Genomic DNA, 16665 nt, shown 5'->3' with positions numbered 1-16665 from the left:
TTCAATTTGTTACGGAAAAGGCATAGATGCAGCTATGTTGATATTTCTCTCCCGGGTTTAACACTGCCGATGGGAAATTAGGCTGGTTGGGAGAATCCGGGAAATGTTGGGTTTCCAGACAAATAGCACTTCTTTTTCCATACGTTTTGCCTTCTTTCGATTTGGAGCTGCCATTCATAAAGTTGCCTGTATAAACTTGAATTCCAGGTTGGGTAGTATATACCTCCAATGTCCTTCCGTTTTCTGGGACGACCACCGTAGCAGCCCAATTGGGCGCATCACTACTCCCACCAGGGTTTATTACCCAGTTATGATCATATCCACCACCCACTTTCAACTGTTCGAAATCCTCGTCTACACGCTCCCCAATCAAGTGGGGCTCTCTGAAGTCCATTGGAGTGCCTTCAACCGGGGCAATCTTACCCAAGGGAATTAACACATCGTTTACTGGCGTGTAGTGATCAGCATTTAATTTAAGCTGATGATTGTGCACATCTCCATTACCATGGCCGTTAAGGTTAAAGAAAGAATGATGAGTCAGGTTGACGACGGTTGGCTTATCTGTTTCCGCCTCGTATTCGATCTTAAATTCATTTTCGTCCGTCAACGTATACGTCATTACTACCGTGAGAGTACCTGGAAAGCCTGCCTCTCCATCTGGAGATACGTACTTCATTTTGAGCATCTGATCGGATTCCTCCAATACCTCCCAAACGACATTATGGTATCCACCTGGCCATCCGTGAAGGTTGTTGGGGCCATTGTTGGCTTCCAGTTCATACTTTTTGCCATCGAGCGTAAAGGTAGCATTGGCTATCCGGTTGCCATAGCGGCCGATAGGAGCGCCAAAATATCCTCCGGGGCTGTCCTGATAGTCTTTTAAGTTATCAAACCCCAATACAACATCCTCAAATTTTCCTTCTTTATCCGGGGCGAAAAGCTCCACTACACGTGCACCAAAATTGGTAACGGTCATCTCCATGCCGTTTTTATTTTTCAATACATAAAGTTTTACCTCACCTGCCGGAAGTGAGGCTTGGAATTTTGCTGGGTCAATTTTTGAATACATAAGGGGTTGGTTTTCTTCAGTTGATTTTTCTTGTGGTGAGCTGCAGGCCAAGGCCAATGCAACAGCGGTAATAAGGAGGATGGCTTGTTTCATGGTTAGTCAATTATTTATCATAAATTGGATATACGGGTTCAAATTGGCAAACTTTGGCATTGGCAATAAGCTCGGAATCGGAATCCGATTGGTTTTCGTTTTTGAGCAAAAGCAAAGGTTAGGCAATAAAAAGTAATAAAGGAACGATTTCTGTTTGCATAGATTTTGGGTTTAGGACAAATTTAGCTTTTTTACCCGGTACCCCCAAGAGTTTTATTTGCTATCCCGTTACCCTTCATTCGCGAATATAAATACACCGGATATTATTCTTCTCCTTAATTTCCTAACCACACATATAAAGGAGTTTTTTAGATTTATCAAAATTTAGTTATTTTTAGCCAAATGAAAAACTTTGTCCCGAATCTCCTCTTTTTGTTCCTAGTCTGCTCGGTCCTCTTTTCCTGCCAAAAACGATGGTCCGACGAAATTGCCGCCAATGAAGCCGTGGCTACATATATGGAAAATTTTGAGGGGAGGGGTGATCTTACCGATCCACTTTCCCGACCTACACCTCCGGAGGATGCTGTTAAAGGTTTCGAGACTGCTCAAGATTTATCTATATCCCTTGTTTTGTCCGAACCCGATATTGTTCAGCCACTTGAGATCAACTTTGACCATAAAGGCAGACTTTGGGTAGTGCAATACAACCAATATCCTTACCCAAAAGGGTTGAAAGTGACCGCTATAGATAACCACACCCGTGTGATCTTTGACCGTGTCCCTGATGCACCGCCGGCAGGAGCCAAAGGAGCGGATAAAATCACATTTTTTGAGGATACCAATGGAGACGGCATCTTTGACAAATCCACAGATGCCATCACTGGTCTAAATATCGCCACCTCTGCGGCCTTGGGCAGAGGCAAAATCTGGGTGCTAAACCCTCCCTATCTGCTTGCCTACCCGGATAAGGACAACGACGGGATTCCCGATGGGGAACCAGAAGTGCATGCAAGTGGATTTGGATTGGAGGACACCCATTCGGTGGCCAACAGCCTTACATGGGGCCCTGACGGCTGGCTATATGGAGTGCAAGGAAGTACTACCACCGCTACAATAAATACGAAGGCAACGAAAAACCTCCGCTTTTTGGGGCAGGCAATTTGGAGATACGATCCAGAAACTACAGTCTTTGAAGTTTTTGCCGAAGGAGGAGGAAATAACCCTTTCCACCTAGAATTTGATAGCAAAGGAAGGATTTTCTCCGGTTCCAACGGGTCAGGAAGAGGACCCTATTACAAGCAGGGCGGCTATTATATCAAAAGCTGGGGAAAGCATGGTCCCCTGACCAATCCCTATGCGTTTGGTTATCTGCCAACGATGCCCTTGGATGGTGACACCAAAAGGTTCACACACGGACTAATAAGATACGAAGGTGGAGCACTGCCTGACCGCTATACAGATAAAATGTTTGCCGTTAACCCCCTGCATAATTTTATCCAGCTTACCCGATTTGAACCATGGGGATCCTCCTATAAGAATATTGACGAGGAAATCGTTTTGTCCACACCCGATAGATGGTTTCGACCCATTGACATCAAACTAGGTCCAGACGGAGCCATTTACTTGACGGACTGGTACGACAGCCGCCTTTCACACGTGGATCCCCGGGACACTTGGCATAAAACCAGCGGGAGGATATACCGGCTTGGTGCAAAAGGTGCAATAACTCCGATTCGCCCCTTTGACTTAAGCCAGTACAGTTCCAACGAATTGGTCTCCCTACTTACTCACGATAACAAATGGTATAGGCAACAGGCCCAACGGTTATTCGCAGACCGAAAAGACCGACTTATCGTCCCTGATCTTCTGAAAATTATGGAGGATAACAACGGACAGGTTGCGTTGGAAGCACTATGGGCCGTCTACTTATCCGGGGGATGGAATGATTCAGTAGCATTACAGGGGCTTTCACATGCCGACCCCTTTGTCCGTATGTGGAGTGTCAGGTACCTAGGAGATCAGGGAACCTTGTCCACGGAGGTGTCGCAAGCAATTAATAAATTGGCGGCTAATGAATTACATCCCGAGGTCCGAAGCCAGCTCGCCTCCTCGGCAAAAAGACTTGAGAGTATTTCGGCATTTCCTTTAATTAGGATTCTGTTAGCAAGTTCGTCCGATGTTGGGGATCCGGATATTCCGTTGTTGATCTGGTGGGCAATAGAATCTAAGGCCCATGAAAACCATGCCGAAATAATGAAATTATTCAGCCAGGGGAATTCTTGGAAATGGCCCTTGGTGGAACAAACAATCCTAAAAAGACTTGCTCAGCGTTGGATTATGACCGGAGAAAAAGTTGATATGGAAGCATGTGCGGCGTTACTTCGGCTGGCACCAACTGAAGCACATGAGAAGCTTCTGGTAGATGGAATCATGGAAGGATTGAGGGGAACAAGTGCTGCTTCACTTCCCAAAGAACTCGCTGAAACCTTAGAGAGCTTTCAGAAGTCACTGGGCACGGCGCCTCTTACCTTAGCCCTCAGGCAGGGGAATCAGGAAGCCATAAAAGAGGCATTGGCCATTATCTCTGACAGGAATCAAGAAATAAGCCTGCGCTTGTCATATATTGAAATAATGGGAGAAATAAACCCAAAAGAAGCTGCACCCGTGCTGTTGACACTGGTGGAAAAAGATCCTTCGTCCGCAATAAAACAAAGGGCACTCCATGCCCTTCAGGGGTATCCCAGTTACGAGATTGGAGAGAAAATAGCCAGTATATACCCAGGTATTCGGGCAGACAGCTACGTCCGGGAAGCAGCGATTTCGCTCTTTGCCACTAGGGCAGAATGGGCAAAGGCCTTTTTCAACGAGATTGAAAATAGCCGTGTCATTTCACCTGATGACGTTCCCTTTCATTTGGCCCAAAACTTCGGTTTCTTGGAGGACCAGACCGTCAGTAAAAAAGCAGAGACACACTGGCCGACAATCAAGCCCGCTACACCCTCCGAGAAAACCAATCAAATGAACGATTTAAGAGCGATACTGACCAAAGAAAAGGGGGATCAAGTACGTGGAAAAGCCATCTATGTGGAAACCTGCGGAGCATGCCACCGTATGAAAGGATCAGGAGGTATTATCGGACCAGAACTGACCGGCTATGACCGAAAAAACCTGGATTATATGCTCCTACACATTGTCGATCCCAATGCAGACATCAGGGAAGGTTACGAAACCTACCAAATTCAAACAACAGATGGCCGGTCGTTGGTAGGAAGTATTGCCAGTCAGTCAGGTGGAACTATTGAGCTAATGCCGATTTTCGGAAACAAGCGTACAATAATTCCTGAGGAAAGAATTTTGACAAAAAATATCCAACAGGTATCCTCCATGCCGGAAAGGCTTTTGTCACCTTTAACCGAGCAGGAAGTGAAGGATCTCTTTGCTTATTTAATGCAAGATTAAACTAATTATAGTTTTTCTTCTCCTAGCAATACAGATGGCTTTACAACTTCCCGCTGCCTCAATCCAAACTCTTCGATGGCATATTTTTTCAGATGATTCTCCATTTCCTCCAAGTCATCGGTCAAGAGAAACAAATCTATATCAGATTTGCTGATTGTACCAACCTCTGCCATGTGGACGATATGCTCATAGACATGTTGATGAAATTCTTTTCCCATTAATACAACAGGAAAGCGATGAATCACCTCCGTTTGAATAAGCGTCAACGCTTCAAAGAGCTCATCCAAAGTACCGAAGCCTCCTGGTAAAACTACAAAACCATAGCTGTATTTGGACAAAAGCACTTTTCTGACAAAAAAGTACTTAAAATTGACGAACTTGTCCAGATAGGCATTGGGAAACTGTTCAAATGGAAGGACGATGTTGCAGCCCACCGATTTTCCCCCTGCATTTTTTGCACCCCGGTTAGCTGCTTCCATAATACCCGGACCACCCCCGGTCATGACTGTAAAGCCCAGTCGGCTAATTTTCTCCCCTACTTTCATCCCAAGTTGATAATAGTCGTCCTTCTCCTCAAAACGTGCCGATCCAAAAACGGTCACACAGGGGCCAACAAAGTGTAGTATTCGAAAGCCCCGGATAAACTCCCGCAATACTTTTAAGCTAAATTTAAAGTCTTTATATCGGGTTTGCGGACCTGCAAAAAATGCCTCCTCTTCCGGGTTCACTAATGGTGGTATTGATTTATCTGTCTTTTTGATCATGGTTCAATTATTTTAAAAACATTAGGCATTGCTTAGTAATAGCACTTATACCCCTTCCTTCGATAATTTAAACGCTTCTTGAAGGATTTTAAATAATTATAAGTATGTTCAAAACGTGATTTTTCGTTAAGAAGTTTACATTACACAAAGCTGGAAAATATCAATGTTGTTTTCTTTCCAGTCTATTTGAAAGTAAAAACTTGTGATTCAATCGTTTACAAGCATGTTCTTACTTGGGGTAATTGACATAAAAATTTCGAGGATTTTCAGATTATAAGAATTTCAGTCCCACTGTATGGATTTTAACCTTTCAGTAAGGTCGTTCAGCGAGTTAATGTTGATTTTAAACTCATTTTCGAGTAAGGACAAAAGTTCCTTTGGAGTTTGAAGAATTCTTTTTACAGTTGTTCCATCCTTTTGATGCTTACTGAAAAGATTGTTTTTCAATGTATATCTTCCCTCATGTAGTGTTCTAGCGGCCATAAGGTCTTTAGTAAAAATAGAATCCGGATGGTTTCCCAAATACCAACTGATCACCTGATAATCCGGAAGCAAATACTCCTCCAATCCAAACTGGTACATCTCCTGCCATTCACCGTTGATCTGTATTGAAAGCATAAACTGATCGTCCAATCTGCTTACCCGAAACCATTCGTGGGATGTTGGCTGAGGCTCATCGCTATCCATAAGCATAGGTGCTGTCATCGTATTTCCGCCAAATCCTACATCCACTAAAAATCTTTGTCCTTCCAACCTCACCATTAATGCCATATGATCTCTCGGAAGAATTTTATTTTCCGGTACGTTCCATAATACCCTTCCCGCCAAACTTTTTACTTCAAAACCTAGAGAATGTAACAGGGCACCAAAAAGTAGGTTTTGCTCAAAGCAATAGCCTCCCCTTCCGTCTACTACCATTTTTTGAAATATTGCAGCCGTGTCAAGGTCCACGTCAATCCCTAAAAGGGGATTTAACGACTCAAAAGTAAAAACCTGCGGGTGGAGATAGTGCAACTGTTGTAAGGTTGCCAAGGTTGGCATAGGGGAAGAAAGTATTCCCAATCTATTTAAGTAGGTTTTAACTTCGGATGGAGAAAGGGGTAGTGCAAAGGGAGAAAAGCCTAATCGGGAATAGTTTATGGACATTTGGAGGCTTTTTTATCTGTGGTAAACAAGAGGCTAAAATTCATTGTTGAGGATTAGTTTTACGGATTTTTCCAGGTCCACTATATTCTCTTTGATCGTATGCCAAACTGCTATGTGCCTAATCTCAAAATTATCTTGCCGCAAGAGTATTCGGAATGTTTTCAATAGATACCACGGATAGTCGTATTTTTCAAGATAACTATTGTCAACTTCCAGTATGGCATCACTAATAACTGCAAACTGAAAAAGTACCGCATCCTTAAGCATACTACTCGTTTTAAAATCATCCCAGTTGGTTAATCTCATGTATTCGTTGATTTTTGCGATTGCCTGGAGAATCTCCCGAAAACGGTTTAAGCTTTTATCACCCTTTTTCATAAATCAAAATTATCTCATCTTTTATGGATTGCATCACCTCTTCCCGAAATTGATCCATCCATCCGATATCAATGGGCCTACCAACCCTATTCTCCAACTTGTTTTTAATATCGGCTAGGTCAAAATAAGTAAATGAATCGGCTGTCTGAATAGCTAAATTAATATCACTCGCCGCAGTAACCCGCTTTGAGGCGAATGAGCCATATATCCAAGCCTTTTCCACTTTTTGAAATCTACTTATGACGTCTACCAAATCTGATAGATTTCGCCGATAATTGAACTTTTGGAAATTGCGAAAAGCAACCACCTGATGGGACAGTTTTAGTGCCTCGTCGGCATATTCGTGGTCCTCTCCGATGGTCGAAGCTACTTTTTCCGCAACCCAGGGTGTGAGTAAAATCTCAGGAGAAACGTCAAAAATTGAGATAAGTTTCATCACCTGAGGTTTAGTTAACTTTCTGATTCCCCTTTCGGCCTTACTTAGTATCGCTTGATCTACTCTAAGGAGATCGGAAACCTTTTTGAGCGTCCATTTCTTTTGTTTTCTTAGTGTCCGGATTTTATCTCCAAATGGGTTTATCATGAAGGGTGGCTTTGTTGACGAAATTAGGAAATAAAATAAAAAAAGCAAGACCGAAATCTTGCTTTTTTACAATTGTTTGAAATTGGTAAGCTCTATACCTTAGGCAGTTTCCAGCCATTATTATAATTAGCTTTGGCGATTTTATTTGCTTCTGATTCAGAAAAAGCTCCTTTTGCGGCGTCCCAGTAAATCTTCTTGCCCAACTTATAAGCCACGTTACCCATGTGGGCGTTGATCGCAGCCACAGAGCCAGTTTTTATTCCACATTTTAACATTGAGGGATCATTTGCTTTAATGGAATCAACAAAATTTTTGCAGTGAAGCTGTTGGGCATTGCCTTCCGGCTTTACCAGCTCCATCGCCTCAATTTTTTCTTTTCGCTGCCCATTCACATTTTCTGTTTCGGCGATGACTTTCCATCCGCCTCTATTTACCACAAGGGTGCCATTGTTTCCAATGAAAGCTATACCCTCCGTAGTACCATAGTTTCCCCCGTCAATTCCAGTCGCATGTTCCCAAAGCATATTAAACCCATCGTATTCATATACGGTTTGCAATGTGTCGGGAGTTTCGGAAGCATCATCCGGATAGGCCAGTTTACCCCCGGACGCCATAATGGATTTGGGAGCACTGACACCCATGGCAAATAAGGCAATGTCAATTTCATGTACACCCCAATCGGTCATAAGACCTCCAGCATAATCCCAAAACCAACGGAAGTTAAAATGAAACCTGTTTTCATTGAAGGCTCTACTTGGAGCTGGGCCCAGCCACATGTCGTAGTCTACGCCAGGAGGAGGAGTCCCATTTGGTTTTACAGGAACCGGATTCATCCACCCCTGATAGGCCCAGGTTTTTACGAGACGTATATTTCCAAGCTTTCCAGTCTTTACAAAGTCGATTGCTTGGGCATATTGGGAACCACTGCGCTGCCATTGTCCCACCTGAATTATCTTTCCATACCGTTCAGCAGCTTTCACCATCAGGTTGCACTCCTCTATAGAATTGGCCAGGGGTTTTTCCACATACGCGTGTTTTCCAGCCGAAAGACTGTCTATCAGATTCAGACAATGCCAATGATCCGGCGTACCGATGATAACGGCATCAATATCCTTATCTTCAAGCATTTTCCGGTAATCCTTATATTGCTTGGGTTTCTTACCCCGTAGTTCCTCCACATTGGCAGAACGCTGATCCAGGACACTTTGATCTATGTCTGCCAATGCAACACAATTGACTTCCGGTAACAACAAATGGCTGTTCATATTTGACCAACCCATTCCTTTGCAACCAATCAGCCCAATATTTAGTTGATCATTGGCGCCCACTCTCTTTTTTAATGCAGCAAGATGCTCTGCGGTAATCACGTTCGGTAAAGCCGTCATACCAGCAGTGGCTAAAATGGATTTTTGGATGAATTTTCTTCGTGTATTCATGGTTAGTTTGTTCTAATTGATGGGTTAGTCAAGCTTTCTAACCCAAATGTTTCGAAAGCTCACCAGATCTCCATGGTCCTGTAGATGAATAGGTAATGCCTCCGGGTGACCCACATAGTGGGGAATTCCGATGTATTCGGTAGGTCCTTTTAATTCCACGTTGTTTTGAACCAATACACCATTATGAATAACCGTAATTCGAGCAGGAGAGATTAACATCCCGTTCTGATTAAATCGTGGAGCGGTGAATATAGCGTCATATGTATTCCACTCTCCCGGAGGTCGCATAGCGTTGGCCAATGGAGGGTGTTGCTTATAAATACTAGCAGCCATACCGTTTGTATAGGTTTCGTTGTCGTAGGAATCCAGTATTTGCAATTCGTATTTGCCCATAAAGAAAAATCCGGAATTCCCTCTTCCCTGTCCGGTGCCTTTTACGACAGTGGGTGCTGACCATTCGACGTGAACCTGCACGTCACCGAAGGATTCTTTGGTGCGAATGCCCCCAGTCCGTGGAACAACAGTAAAGGCTCCATTCTCCACCTTCCAGGGAGCGGCGGTACTTCCGGCTTTGTCGCTTACCCATGCATTAAGATTATTTCCGTCAAAAAGTACAATGGCGTCGGCAGGCGGCTGATGGTTTTCGTTTCCGGGTGAAACTTTCTTTACAACCGGGGTATAAAACTCAGTGGCCTGGGGGGGTAATTTAATCTCTTCCTCCTGTGCCATCGACGGGGAAAGTACAAAAAGGCCCGAAATAAGACCCAAAGATATAGCGTGTAATTTCATAGGTAATTGAAGTTATGTTAATTGTCAAGTTCAAAATAAATGAATATTGAGAAATAAACCCCACCATTTGTAAATAAATTTTGGAGGCTTACATTCAAATCATCGGTATAGCAACTGAGATTTTTCACTTTAAAACAAAAAATGTGAATTGTGAATTGTGAATTTGTATGCATTGACCATTCACTTTTCACATCTATCAGTATATCCCCTAAATCTTCAATCTTTGCCCTACTTCCTTCATCCAATCTCACGATCAAATCAAAAATCTTAGCGCCTTCATAAATATCCGATACTTTTTTTCCCGCAATAGCGGCATCTATAAATTCATTGAATGCTCCGATGGTAATTCCGGAATTGTTGAGTAAGTCCCTATTTGGTTTTATTTGAATCTGCGGAATTTCAACCTGCTGTTCCACACTCAAATCAACCAATCCTTCAATATTTTGTATTTCATTTTTAATTTGGATAGAAAGATAAAAGAGTTTGTTCAGGTCGTCTCCAAAAATCCGGATGGCAATATTTGCCCGTGTCCCAGTTAGCATATGGTTTATCCAGTGTCCAATAGGTTGTCCAACCGTAATATTCGCTCCTGTTCTTAATTCATCCCAACATTCAAAATTAAAAACCCGATTTTTTGGTTCGGCGTTAATCCGTATTTTTGTGCCATGCAAGTGAAAACATTATCCCTTACGCCCCAGCACTGGGAAGATTATGAACTGTTGGATACCGGTGGTTTTGAGAAATTGGAGCGGTTTGGGGAATATATACTTAGCAGACCCGAACCTCAGGCAATATGGGACAAGCGTATGGATGACGAGACTTGGCGAAAAATGGCCCATGCCCATTTTGCCAAAGAAAAGGGAAATCCCGACAAGGGCAACTGGGAAATCCTTAAAAAAATGCCCCAACATTGGACCATATCCTATAGGAATCCCGCGGGTTTACAGATGACCCTCAATCTATCTTTAACCTCTTTCAAGCATATCGGAATCTTTCCGGAGCAGGCCGTAAACTGGGACTATATCACAGAAACGCTCGATGGGTTTCCTCCGGGAAAAGCAAAGGTACTAAACCTCTTTGCCTATACAGGAGCCGCAAGTGTGGCCGCCAAGGCAGCGGGTGCAGATGTGACACATTTGGATGCGGTAAAGCAAGTAGTAACTTGGTCCAAATTTAACATGGAGGCCTCCAAGCAGCAGGACATCCGCTGGGTCATAGACGATGCGATGAAATACGTCAAGAGGGAAGTGAGAAGGGGCAGCCAATATCAGGGAATCATATTGGACCCCCCTGCTTATGGCCGCGGACCAGATGGTGAAAAATGGATTCTGGAGGAAGGCATCAACGAACTGTTAAAACTTTGCTCCCAAATACTGGATCCAAAAACAAACTTTCTAATTCTTAACATGTACTCCCTTAGTTTTTCTTCGCTGATCGCTGCCAATTTGGTCCAGGCGAGTTTCCCCTATATTTCCCAGGCAGAGCATGGAGAACTTTATTTGGAAGACAAATTTGAGAAAAAGTTACCCCTTGGTATTTTTTACAGGTTTAGAAGCCACCCATAACCTACATCCCCCACTTCAAATTTCCATACATGAACAACCGGCAACTTTTTCTTTCCAATCTGGCACAGACCACCGATTTTCCATTACTTATAGAAATTGATCGGGCTGAAGGTATTTGGCTGTATGGTCAGGAAGGGGAGAAATATATAGATTTGATATCTGGAATCGGAGTCAGTAATGTGGGGCATCGCCATCCCAAAGTACTCGAAGCAATACACCGACAACTGGATAAATACTTACATCTGATGGTATATGGCGAATACATCCAGGCTCCCCAGACGCTCTTAGCACAGGCACTTTGTCAGACTTTACCCTCCAGGCTCGACAATGTATATTTAGTGAACAGCGGCAGCGAAGCTGTAGAAGGTGCTTTAAAGCTCGCTAAGCGATACACCAACCGCCGGGAAATCGTGTCCTGCATAAACGCTTACCATGGCTCGAGCCACGGGGCACTGTCCGTGGGTGGCAACGAACAATTTAAGCGGGCCTACCGACCCTTACTGCCTGGCATTTCCAACATCGTATATGGCAGTATGAATCAATTGGAAACCATTAATTCGGAAACTGCTGCGGTAATTATAGAAACCGTTCAGGGAGAAGCGGGAATTCGGGTAGCCTCCACGGAATACTTCAAGGCCCTCAGAAAACGCTGCGATGAAGTGGGATCTCTGTTGATTGTGGATGAAATTCAGGCAGGCTTCGGCCGTACCGGAAAATTTTGGGCATTTGAGCATTACCATTTCATACCAGATATCGTTGTTTGTGCCAAAGGAATGGGGGGAGGAATGCCCATAGGCGCGTTTATCGCCCCGCAGCGGATTATGTCCGCATTAAAAAACAATCCCTTGCTGGGGCATATTACCACCTTTGGTGGGCATCCTGTATCGGCAGCGGCTTCCTTAGCTACGTTACAAATTCTCCAATGTGAAAATCTCATTGCGCAAGTGGAAGAAAAAGCCAATCTTTTCAGACAGCTATTGGTACATCCCAAAATCAAAGGTATTCGAAACAAAGGATTGATGATGGCCGTGGAATTTGAATCCTTTGATGTATTAAAGCCAATAATTGACCGGGCTATCGCTTTAGGGGTAATAACTGACTGGTTTTTATTCTGTGACGATGCCATGCGAATAGCACCGCCGTTGATTATTTCCCACGAGGAAATTCGGATTTCCTGTCAGATTATATTGAAAGCCATAGAAGGAGATTAGTTCAAAAACCAAAACAATGGCACCATTCTTAGGGTAGTTCTGTTACACTCAATTAAATCAAGCTATCATGAAATCCCCCAAAGAGCACAGCTTTCCTATAAAAAAAGAAGAGCAGGATTGGAAAGAAAAATTGGATCCGGAAACCTACCACGTCCTAAGGCAAAAAGGGACGGAAAGACCTTATAGCGGACAATATTATTTAAACGAAGAAACCGGCATCTATGAATGTGCCGGCTGCGGAAACGAGATTTTCCACAGCAGGCACAAATATGACAGCGGCTGCGGATGGCCGAGTTTTACAGAACCGGTAGCTCCAGAAGCCATTTTGGTAGAAACCGACCGCTCACACGGAATGATCCGAGAGGAAATTTTGTGTGCTTCTTGTGGCGGACATTTAGGCCATCGGTTTCCGGACGGACCAAAGGACAAAGGTGGGATTAGGTATTGCATCAATTCTGTTTCACTGGAATTTAAAAAAGAAGCCTAATGCGAAAAACTTGATTATGACCATGAATATCATGATGTATTACCATAATTAAGTCCACAATCGTTAATATTGTAAAAAATTTAAAGCATTTTACCGATAAAATTTAAGTACCAACCGATTAAGCTATGAGAAGAAACAACCTTATTGTGCTCTCCGCCGCAATTTTTATTTTCGCCGCATCATTTCAGCATACCGAAGCCTATGCCCAAGAAGGCGGGTTGGATAGAGGGTCAATCAAGAGTCAATTTGAATATATTAACAGTGTTTCTACAAACTACCAAGAGTATAAAGTTATCAGAAAAACACAATTGGATCAGCTTGAATCCAATATTATTGATTCCATCGGCGCTTACCAGAAACAAATTGCTGACATCAATATCCAGCTTAATGAACAAAAGTCAAGTATTGAAGGGTTAAATGCGGAAATAATTCAAACTAACGAGGCTTTGGAGGATGCAATATCCCAAAAAGACAGTTTCTCTTTCCTTGGTTTTTATTTACATAAAAACCTCTATAATAACCTGGTGTGGGGGTTGATAATAACATTGGCTTTGATTTTGATCGTATCCTATTTTCGGTTCAGACGAAGCCATGTCGTCACTGCGGAAACCAAAAAGCGTTTGGATGAAGTTCAGGAGGAATATGAACAACATAGGAAAAACACTTTGGAACGGGAACGAAAACTGAATCGTCAGTTGGTAGATGCGCTCAACAAAAAATAAAAGCATGTTCAAACCTTCGATTGCGGTGGATATGGATGGTGTCCTGGCTGATGTCTACGCAAGCTTCATAACGATGCATAGGGAGGAGACCGGCGTATTACTGACGGCGGAACATCTTGTAGGGAAAACGGAAGCAGAAGCGTTCCCACATATCCTGAAACATGTCAACAGCCCCGGATTCTTCAGCAAAGCCCCAATAATTGCTGGATGTCAGCAGGTAATGGAAAAGCTTAACGAATCCTTTGAACTATTTATCGTCTCAGCGGCTATGGAGTTTCCAAACAGCCTAAAGGAAAAGTACGATTGGTTGGCGGAACATTTTCCGTTTATCCATTGGAAGCAGATTGTCCTCTGTGGTTCGAAATCGTTAATTTGTACAGATATTATGATTGATGACCACTTTAAGAACCTAAATGTCTTTAAGGGACAGAGAACAATTCTCTTTACCCAGCCACACAATTCAATTGCAGATCCCGGAAAGCATCATCGGGTTGAAAATTGGGAAGAAGTGGAGCGGTTACTGCTTTGATTTTATTCCTTCCGAAAAACCTTGCTAGCCTGCGTTGCTTTTTCTATCTGTGCACGGTCCATCAGTTGAGGTCTATACTGGCCGTTAGCATAAAGAGATGCCTGATCCTTGTACCAAGGGCTGAAGCGGTTGCCGCTCTGACCGGTGGGTAGAATTGACTCAGAAGCATCAACATTTGCAAAATCTAAAATGATTCGCATCGCAGGACCGCTACTCACCTGATACCTGCCGGACCCGTTCAACTTAAATGGCAGCTTGTTTACAGATTCTTCGTTGGCAGGAACCGGACCAACTGTGACGTTGAAGATTCGGTCAAGCGGCTTTTTTGCACCCAAAGGATGAGGGTGCTCCAATGAGACAGATTTTTCCCATTGCCATTGCGATATGTCCGTACCAAATTGTTCCTTTAGTTCGTTCAGTGATTTTTCCAATGCCTGATTTATAATTTCCTTTCTTGTTTCTACCTCATTAGTTTCGGTATTATCCCACCAGGGTGAATCAGAATTTCTAATCATGCCCGGTGTACTGCGAATATAGAGGAAGGTTGCCAAGTAGGTATCAAAATCCGCCTCGCCCAGCTCGTCGGCCATCATTCCATGGAGGGTATAGTAGAGCCATTTATAATATAGCGTAGGGGCAATTTCCTTTAACCCGTGGTCTCCTGTCCAATTATACAGTGCATCCCTTATTGGCTCGACACCATCGAACGCACCTGGCTGAGCCTCTTCAAGCATGATCCGGGCAGTTTTTGGGTGGTTTTCATTGAGCACTTCAAGCTGCAACGTTTTGATGGATTCCTGCGTCCAGTCATCACGGGATTCCAAAGTTTTGGCAATCCGGTTCCAACGGTCTCCCGGATAATAATAGCCCGGATAAAAAGTACCGTTGCTGAGCGTGTCGGGTTGATTATTGGCAGATGCCACATAGCCGGAGGGAGGATTGATACTCATGGGATTCTCCTCAAATGGAATCCAGCCAATGGATTCATTGTCGGGATCCGACCCGTCTATGAAAATCTTGCTGTTAATGTGTAAAGGCCGAATTGGTAATTTTGCTGCTGCCCACCAAGCAATGTTTCCGGCCTTATCTCCATACATCACATTGAGACCGGGGGCGTGGATAAGCCGAACCGCAGCTTCCACCTCCTTTATATTTCCGGCATGGTTCATTTTCCAAAGAGCCTCAAGAGCTTTCGTAGGTTCCTGCGTATACACCCACCAGGAAGAGACGGGATTATCTGTTAACGCTGCCATCTCAGGAATTACGCCATTCATAAAAGGTCCGTGTATAGAGGATTCAATTTGAAGAAGAACTGGATCCTTTCCCTTGACTTGAATGGTATCTGTTCGTAAAGCTATGGGACGGGTTTCTTCCCCGTAAACCATTTCTTGCGGGTTTGTCGGATTTCTAGTTTCTTCATAAAAATCCTGGTCGTCGTTTTCAAACATGGTCAGCCCTATGCTGTGATGCCTAGAATGGCCAACTAACCCAAAGGGAATTCCCGCCAGGTGATTGCCATAAAAGCTGAACCCCGGATATTCCATATGTGCTTCAAACCACACAGACGGCTGGGCAAAACCGATATGGGTATCGTTACAAAATAAAACCGCACCGGATGCCGTCTTTTCCGGACTTACTACCCATCCGTTGCTTCCTTCCAAAAGCGGTACGGGTAATTTTTCCAGCAAAGACGTAAGGGAATTTCCTAAGTCTATTTCTTTACTAGAATCTCGATGGGGATAGTGGTTGGGGATAATATGGTGTTCCGGCAAAGTGTGGATAGAAAGATCTTTCAGGTATTCCGGGCCAAGCTGCCGGGCCATCTTAGTCACCAAGGGGTCGGTTCGCAGCGACATGGCAAAGGTAAATGACATATAACCAACGATGCCATGCATATCATTCACAGAGAACGGCCGAGGTTTATGGCCTAGAAGAGAATACTCCAGCGGAAGTTTACCTTTCTGAATAAATTTATTTACACCTTGGACATAGGCATCAACAGCACTTTTCCAATCAGAATTTCCAGCCTCATTCCATTCCTCCGTACTCCAATGGGCATGTTCGGGTACGCCGAGGGTTCGGAAAAACCTGTCAATATCCACGACATCTTCTCCTAAAAGCTCTGCCAGCGTTCCCGTACCTACGCGGCGCATCATATCCATTTGGAATAGTCGTTCTTGGGCATGGACATAGCCAAGCGTAAGGTACGCATCGGCCATGGTGCTGGCATAGATATGTGGGATTCCGTAGTTGTCATAAAGTACCTCTGTCTCTGAATTTAAGCCAGCAATGATTACTTCCCCTGAATAAGTTGGGGAGAATCTCCACCATGCCCAGAGAACGGTGGTCAAAATCAAAATCACCAATATACCTATTACCAGTAGAATTTTTTTCATAAAGGGGTGGCGTTAATATGATTTACCGGAGAAAATAACTATACAAATATCAAAAAAATAATGGGTTTACAAAGAAATTAAATTCATACCGTAAGTCC

General features: G+C 43.6%; 15 protein-coding genes. 6 read left to right on the top strand and 9 right to left on the bottom strand.

Annotated features, from left to right (window positions below; all coding sequences use genetic code 11):
* Position 1: 1 nt before the first annotated feature.
* Positions 2–1162: an aldose epimerase family protein gene (locus tag FQ608_RS16325; protein ID WP_158859315.1), complete on the bottom strand. Its 1161-nt coding sequence runs from the start codon at positions 1160–1162 to the stop codon at positions 2–4.
* 342 nt (positions 1163–1504) lie between these two features.
* Between FQ608_RS16325 and FQ608_RS16320 the strand changes: the two genes are divergently transcribed.
* A complete protein-coding gene (locus FQ608_RS16320) occupies positions 1505–4561 on the top strand; it encodes a PVC-type heme-binding CxxCH protein (RefSeq protein WP_158859314.1) in 3057 nt (1018 codons plus the stop codon).
* Positions 4562–4566: 5 nt separating this feature from the next.
* Here the strand turns inward: FQ608_RS16320 and FQ608_RS16315 are convergent, their stop codons facing one another.
* The 7 genes from FQ608_RS16315 to FQ608_RS16285 all read right to left on the bottom strand — a co-directional run bounded on the left by FQ608_RS16315 (position 4567) and on the right by FQ608_RS16285 (position 10328).
* On the bottom strand, positions 4567–5325 hold the full coding sequence (locus FQ608_RS16315; protein ID WP_158859313.1) for an LOG family protein: 759 nt from the start codon (positions 5323–5325) through the stop codon (positions 4567–4569).
* Between the two features lie 282 nt (positions 5326–5607).
* Positions 5608–6471, bottom strand: coding sequence for an arylamine N-acetyltransferase family protein (locus tag FQ608_RS16310; protein ID WP_158859312.1), 864 nt, complete (start codon positions 6469–6471; stop codon positions 5608–5610).
* A 33-nt stretch (positions 6472–6504) separates the two neighbouring features.
* On the bottom strand, positions 6505–6849 hold the full coding sequence (locus FQ608_RS16305; RefSeq protein ID WP_158859311.1) for a HepT-like ribonuclease domain-containing protein: 345 nt from the start codon (positions 6847–6849) through the stop codon (positions 6505–6507).
* Positions 6836–7432 (bottom strand): helix-turn-helix domain-containing protein, encoded by a 597-nt coding sequence (locus tag FQ608_RS16300; RefSeq protein ID WP_158859310.1) that lies wholly within the window; start codon positions 7430–7432, stop codon positions 6836–6838. The genes FQ608_RS16305 and FQ608_RS16300 overlap by 14 nt, the downstream gene beginning before the upstream one ends.
* 92 nt (positions 7433–7524) lie before the next feature.
* Complete coding sequence (locus FQ608_RS16295; protein WP_158859309.1) at positions 7525–8868, bottom strand: Gfo/Idh/MocA family protein; 1344 nt, start codon at positions 8866–8868, stop codon at positions 7525–7527.
* Positions 8869–8892: 24 nt separating this feature from the next.
* Positions 8893–9657: a 3-keto-disaccharide hydrolase gene (locus FQ608_RS16290; RefSeq protein ID WP_158859308.1), complete on the bottom strand. Its 765-nt coding sequence runs from the start codon at positions 9655–9657 to the stop codon at positions 8893–8895.
* Between the two features lie 17 nt (positions 9658–9674).
* Positions 9675–10328: an efflux RND transporter permease subunit gene (locus FQ608_RS16285; protein ID WP_158859307.1), complete on the bottom strand. Its 654-nt coding sequence runs from the start codon at positions 10326–10328 to the stop codon at positions 9675–9677.
* Between FQ608_RS16285 and FQ608_RS16280 the strand changes: the two genes are divergently transcribed.
* The 5 genes from FQ608_RS16280 (at position 10323) to FQ608_RS16260 (ending at position 14171) form a co-directional block, all read left to right on the top strand.
* The gene (locus tag FQ608_RS16280; protein ID WP_158859306.1) at positions 10323–11222 is read left to right on the top strand and encodes a class I SAM-dependent methyltransferase; all 900 of its coding nucleotides are present in this window, start codon (positions 10323–10325) and stop codon (positions 11220–11222) included. The genes FQ608_RS16285 and FQ608_RS16280 overlap by 6 nt on opposite strands.
* A gap of 29 nt (positions 11223–11251) precedes the next feature.
* A complete protein-coding gene (locus FQ608_RS16275; protein ID WP_158859305.1) occupies positions 11252–12433 on the top strand; it encodes an aspartate aminotransferase family protein in 1182 nt (393 codons plus the stop codon).
* Positions 12434–12500: 67 nt separating this feature from the next.
* The gene (gene msrB, locus FQ608_RS16270) at positions 12501–12920 is read left to right on the top strand and encodes a peptide-methionine (R)-S-oxide reductase MsrB (protein ID WP_158859304.1); all 420 of its coding nucleotides are present in this window, start codon (positions 12501–12503) and stop codon (positions 12918–12920) included.
* 125 nt (positions 12921–13045) lie between these two features.
* Positions 13046–13642, top strand: a complete 597-nt coding sequence (locus FQ608_RS16265) for a hypothetical protein (protein WP_158859303.1) — start codon at positions 13046–13048, stop codon at positions 13640–13642.
* Positions 13643–13646: 4 nt separating this feature from the next.
* Positions 13647–14171 carry a 5' nucleotidase, NT5C type gene (locus FQ608_RS16260; RefSeq protein ID WP_158859302.1) on the top strand — a complete coding sequence of 175 codons (525 nt, stop codon included), beginning with the start codon at positions 13647–13649 and terminating at the stop codon, positions 14169–14171.
* A gap of 2 nt (positions 14172–14173) precedes the next feature.
* Here FQ608_RS16260 and FQ608_RS16255 read toward each other — a convergent pair whose 3' ends face one another.
* A complete protein-coding gene (locus tag FQ608_RS16255; RefSeq protein WP_158859301.1) occupies positions 14174–16567 on the bottom strand; it encodes a penicillin acylase family protein in 2394 nt (797 codons plus the stop codon).
* Positions 16568–16665: the final 98 nt, after the last annotated feature.

The sequence above is a fragment of the Lunatibacter salilacus genome (assembly GCF_009797935.1).
GTDB lineage: Bacteria > Bacteroidota > Bacteroidia > Cytophagales > Cyclobacteriaceae > Lunatibacter > Lunatibacter salilacus.
The sequence above is the reverse complement of the archived record's forward strand: the minus strand, read 5'-3'. Positions and strand labels throughout refer to the sequence as shown.

Bases quoted from the DNA above. Each gene is read 5' to 3' on its own strand.
- FQ608_RS16320 (WP_158859314.1), top strand. From the start codon at position 1,505: ATGAAAAACTTTGTCCCGAATCTCCTCTTTTTGTTCCTAGTCTGCTCG.
- FQ608_RS16325 (WP_158859315.1), bottom strand. From the start codon at position 1,162: ATGAAACAAGCCATCCTCCTTATTACCGCTGTTGCATTGGCCTTGGCC.
- FQ608_RS16315 (WP_158859313.1), bottom strand. From the start codon at position 5,325: ATGATCAAAAAGACAGATAAATCAATACCACCATTAGTGAACCCGGAA.
- FQ608_RS16290 (WP_158859308.1), bottom strand. From the start codon at position 9,657: ATGAAATTACACGCTATATCTTTGGGTCTTATTTCGGGCCTTTTTGTA.
- FQ608_RS16310 (WP_158859312.1), bottom strand. From the start codon at position 6,471: ATGTCCATAAACTATTCCCGATTAGGCTTTTCTCCCTTTGCACTACCC.
- FQ608_RS16300 (WP_158859310.1), bottom strand. From the start codon at position 7,432: ATGATAAACCCATTTGGAGATAAAATCCGGACACTAAGAAAACAAAAG.
- FQ608_RS16295 (WP_158859309.1), bottom strand. From the start codon at position 8,868: ATGAATACACGAAGAAAATTCATCCAAAAATCCATTTTAGCCACTGCT.
- msrB (WP_158859304.1), top strand. From the start codon at position 12,501: ATGAAATCCCCCAAAGAGCACAGCTTTCCTATAAAAAAAGAAGAGCAG.
- FQ608_RS16265 (WP_158859303.1), top strand. From the start codon at position 13,046: ATGAGAAGAAACAACCTTATTGTGCTCTCCGCCGCAATTTTTATTTTC.
- FQ608_RS16275 (WP_158859305.1), top strand. From the start codon at position 11,252: ATGAACAACCGGCAACTTTTTCTTTCCAATCTGGCACAGACCACCGAT.
- FQ608_RS16280 (WP_158859306.1), top strand. From the start codon at position 10,323: ATGCAAGTGAAAACATTATCCCTTACGCCCCAGCACTGGGAAGATTAT.
- FQ608_RS16260 (WP_158859302.1), top strand. From the start codon at position 13,647: ATGTTCAAACCTTCGATTGCGGTGGATATGGATGGTGTCCTGGCTGAT.
- FQ608_RS16255 (WP_158859301.1), bottom strand. From the start codon at position 16,567: ATGAAAAAAATTCTACTGGTAATAGGTATATTGGTGATTTTGATTTTG.
- FQ608_RS16305 (WP_158859311.1), bottom strand. From the start codon at position 6,849: ATGAAAAAGGGTGATAAAAGCTTAAACCGTTTTCGGGAGATTCTCCAG.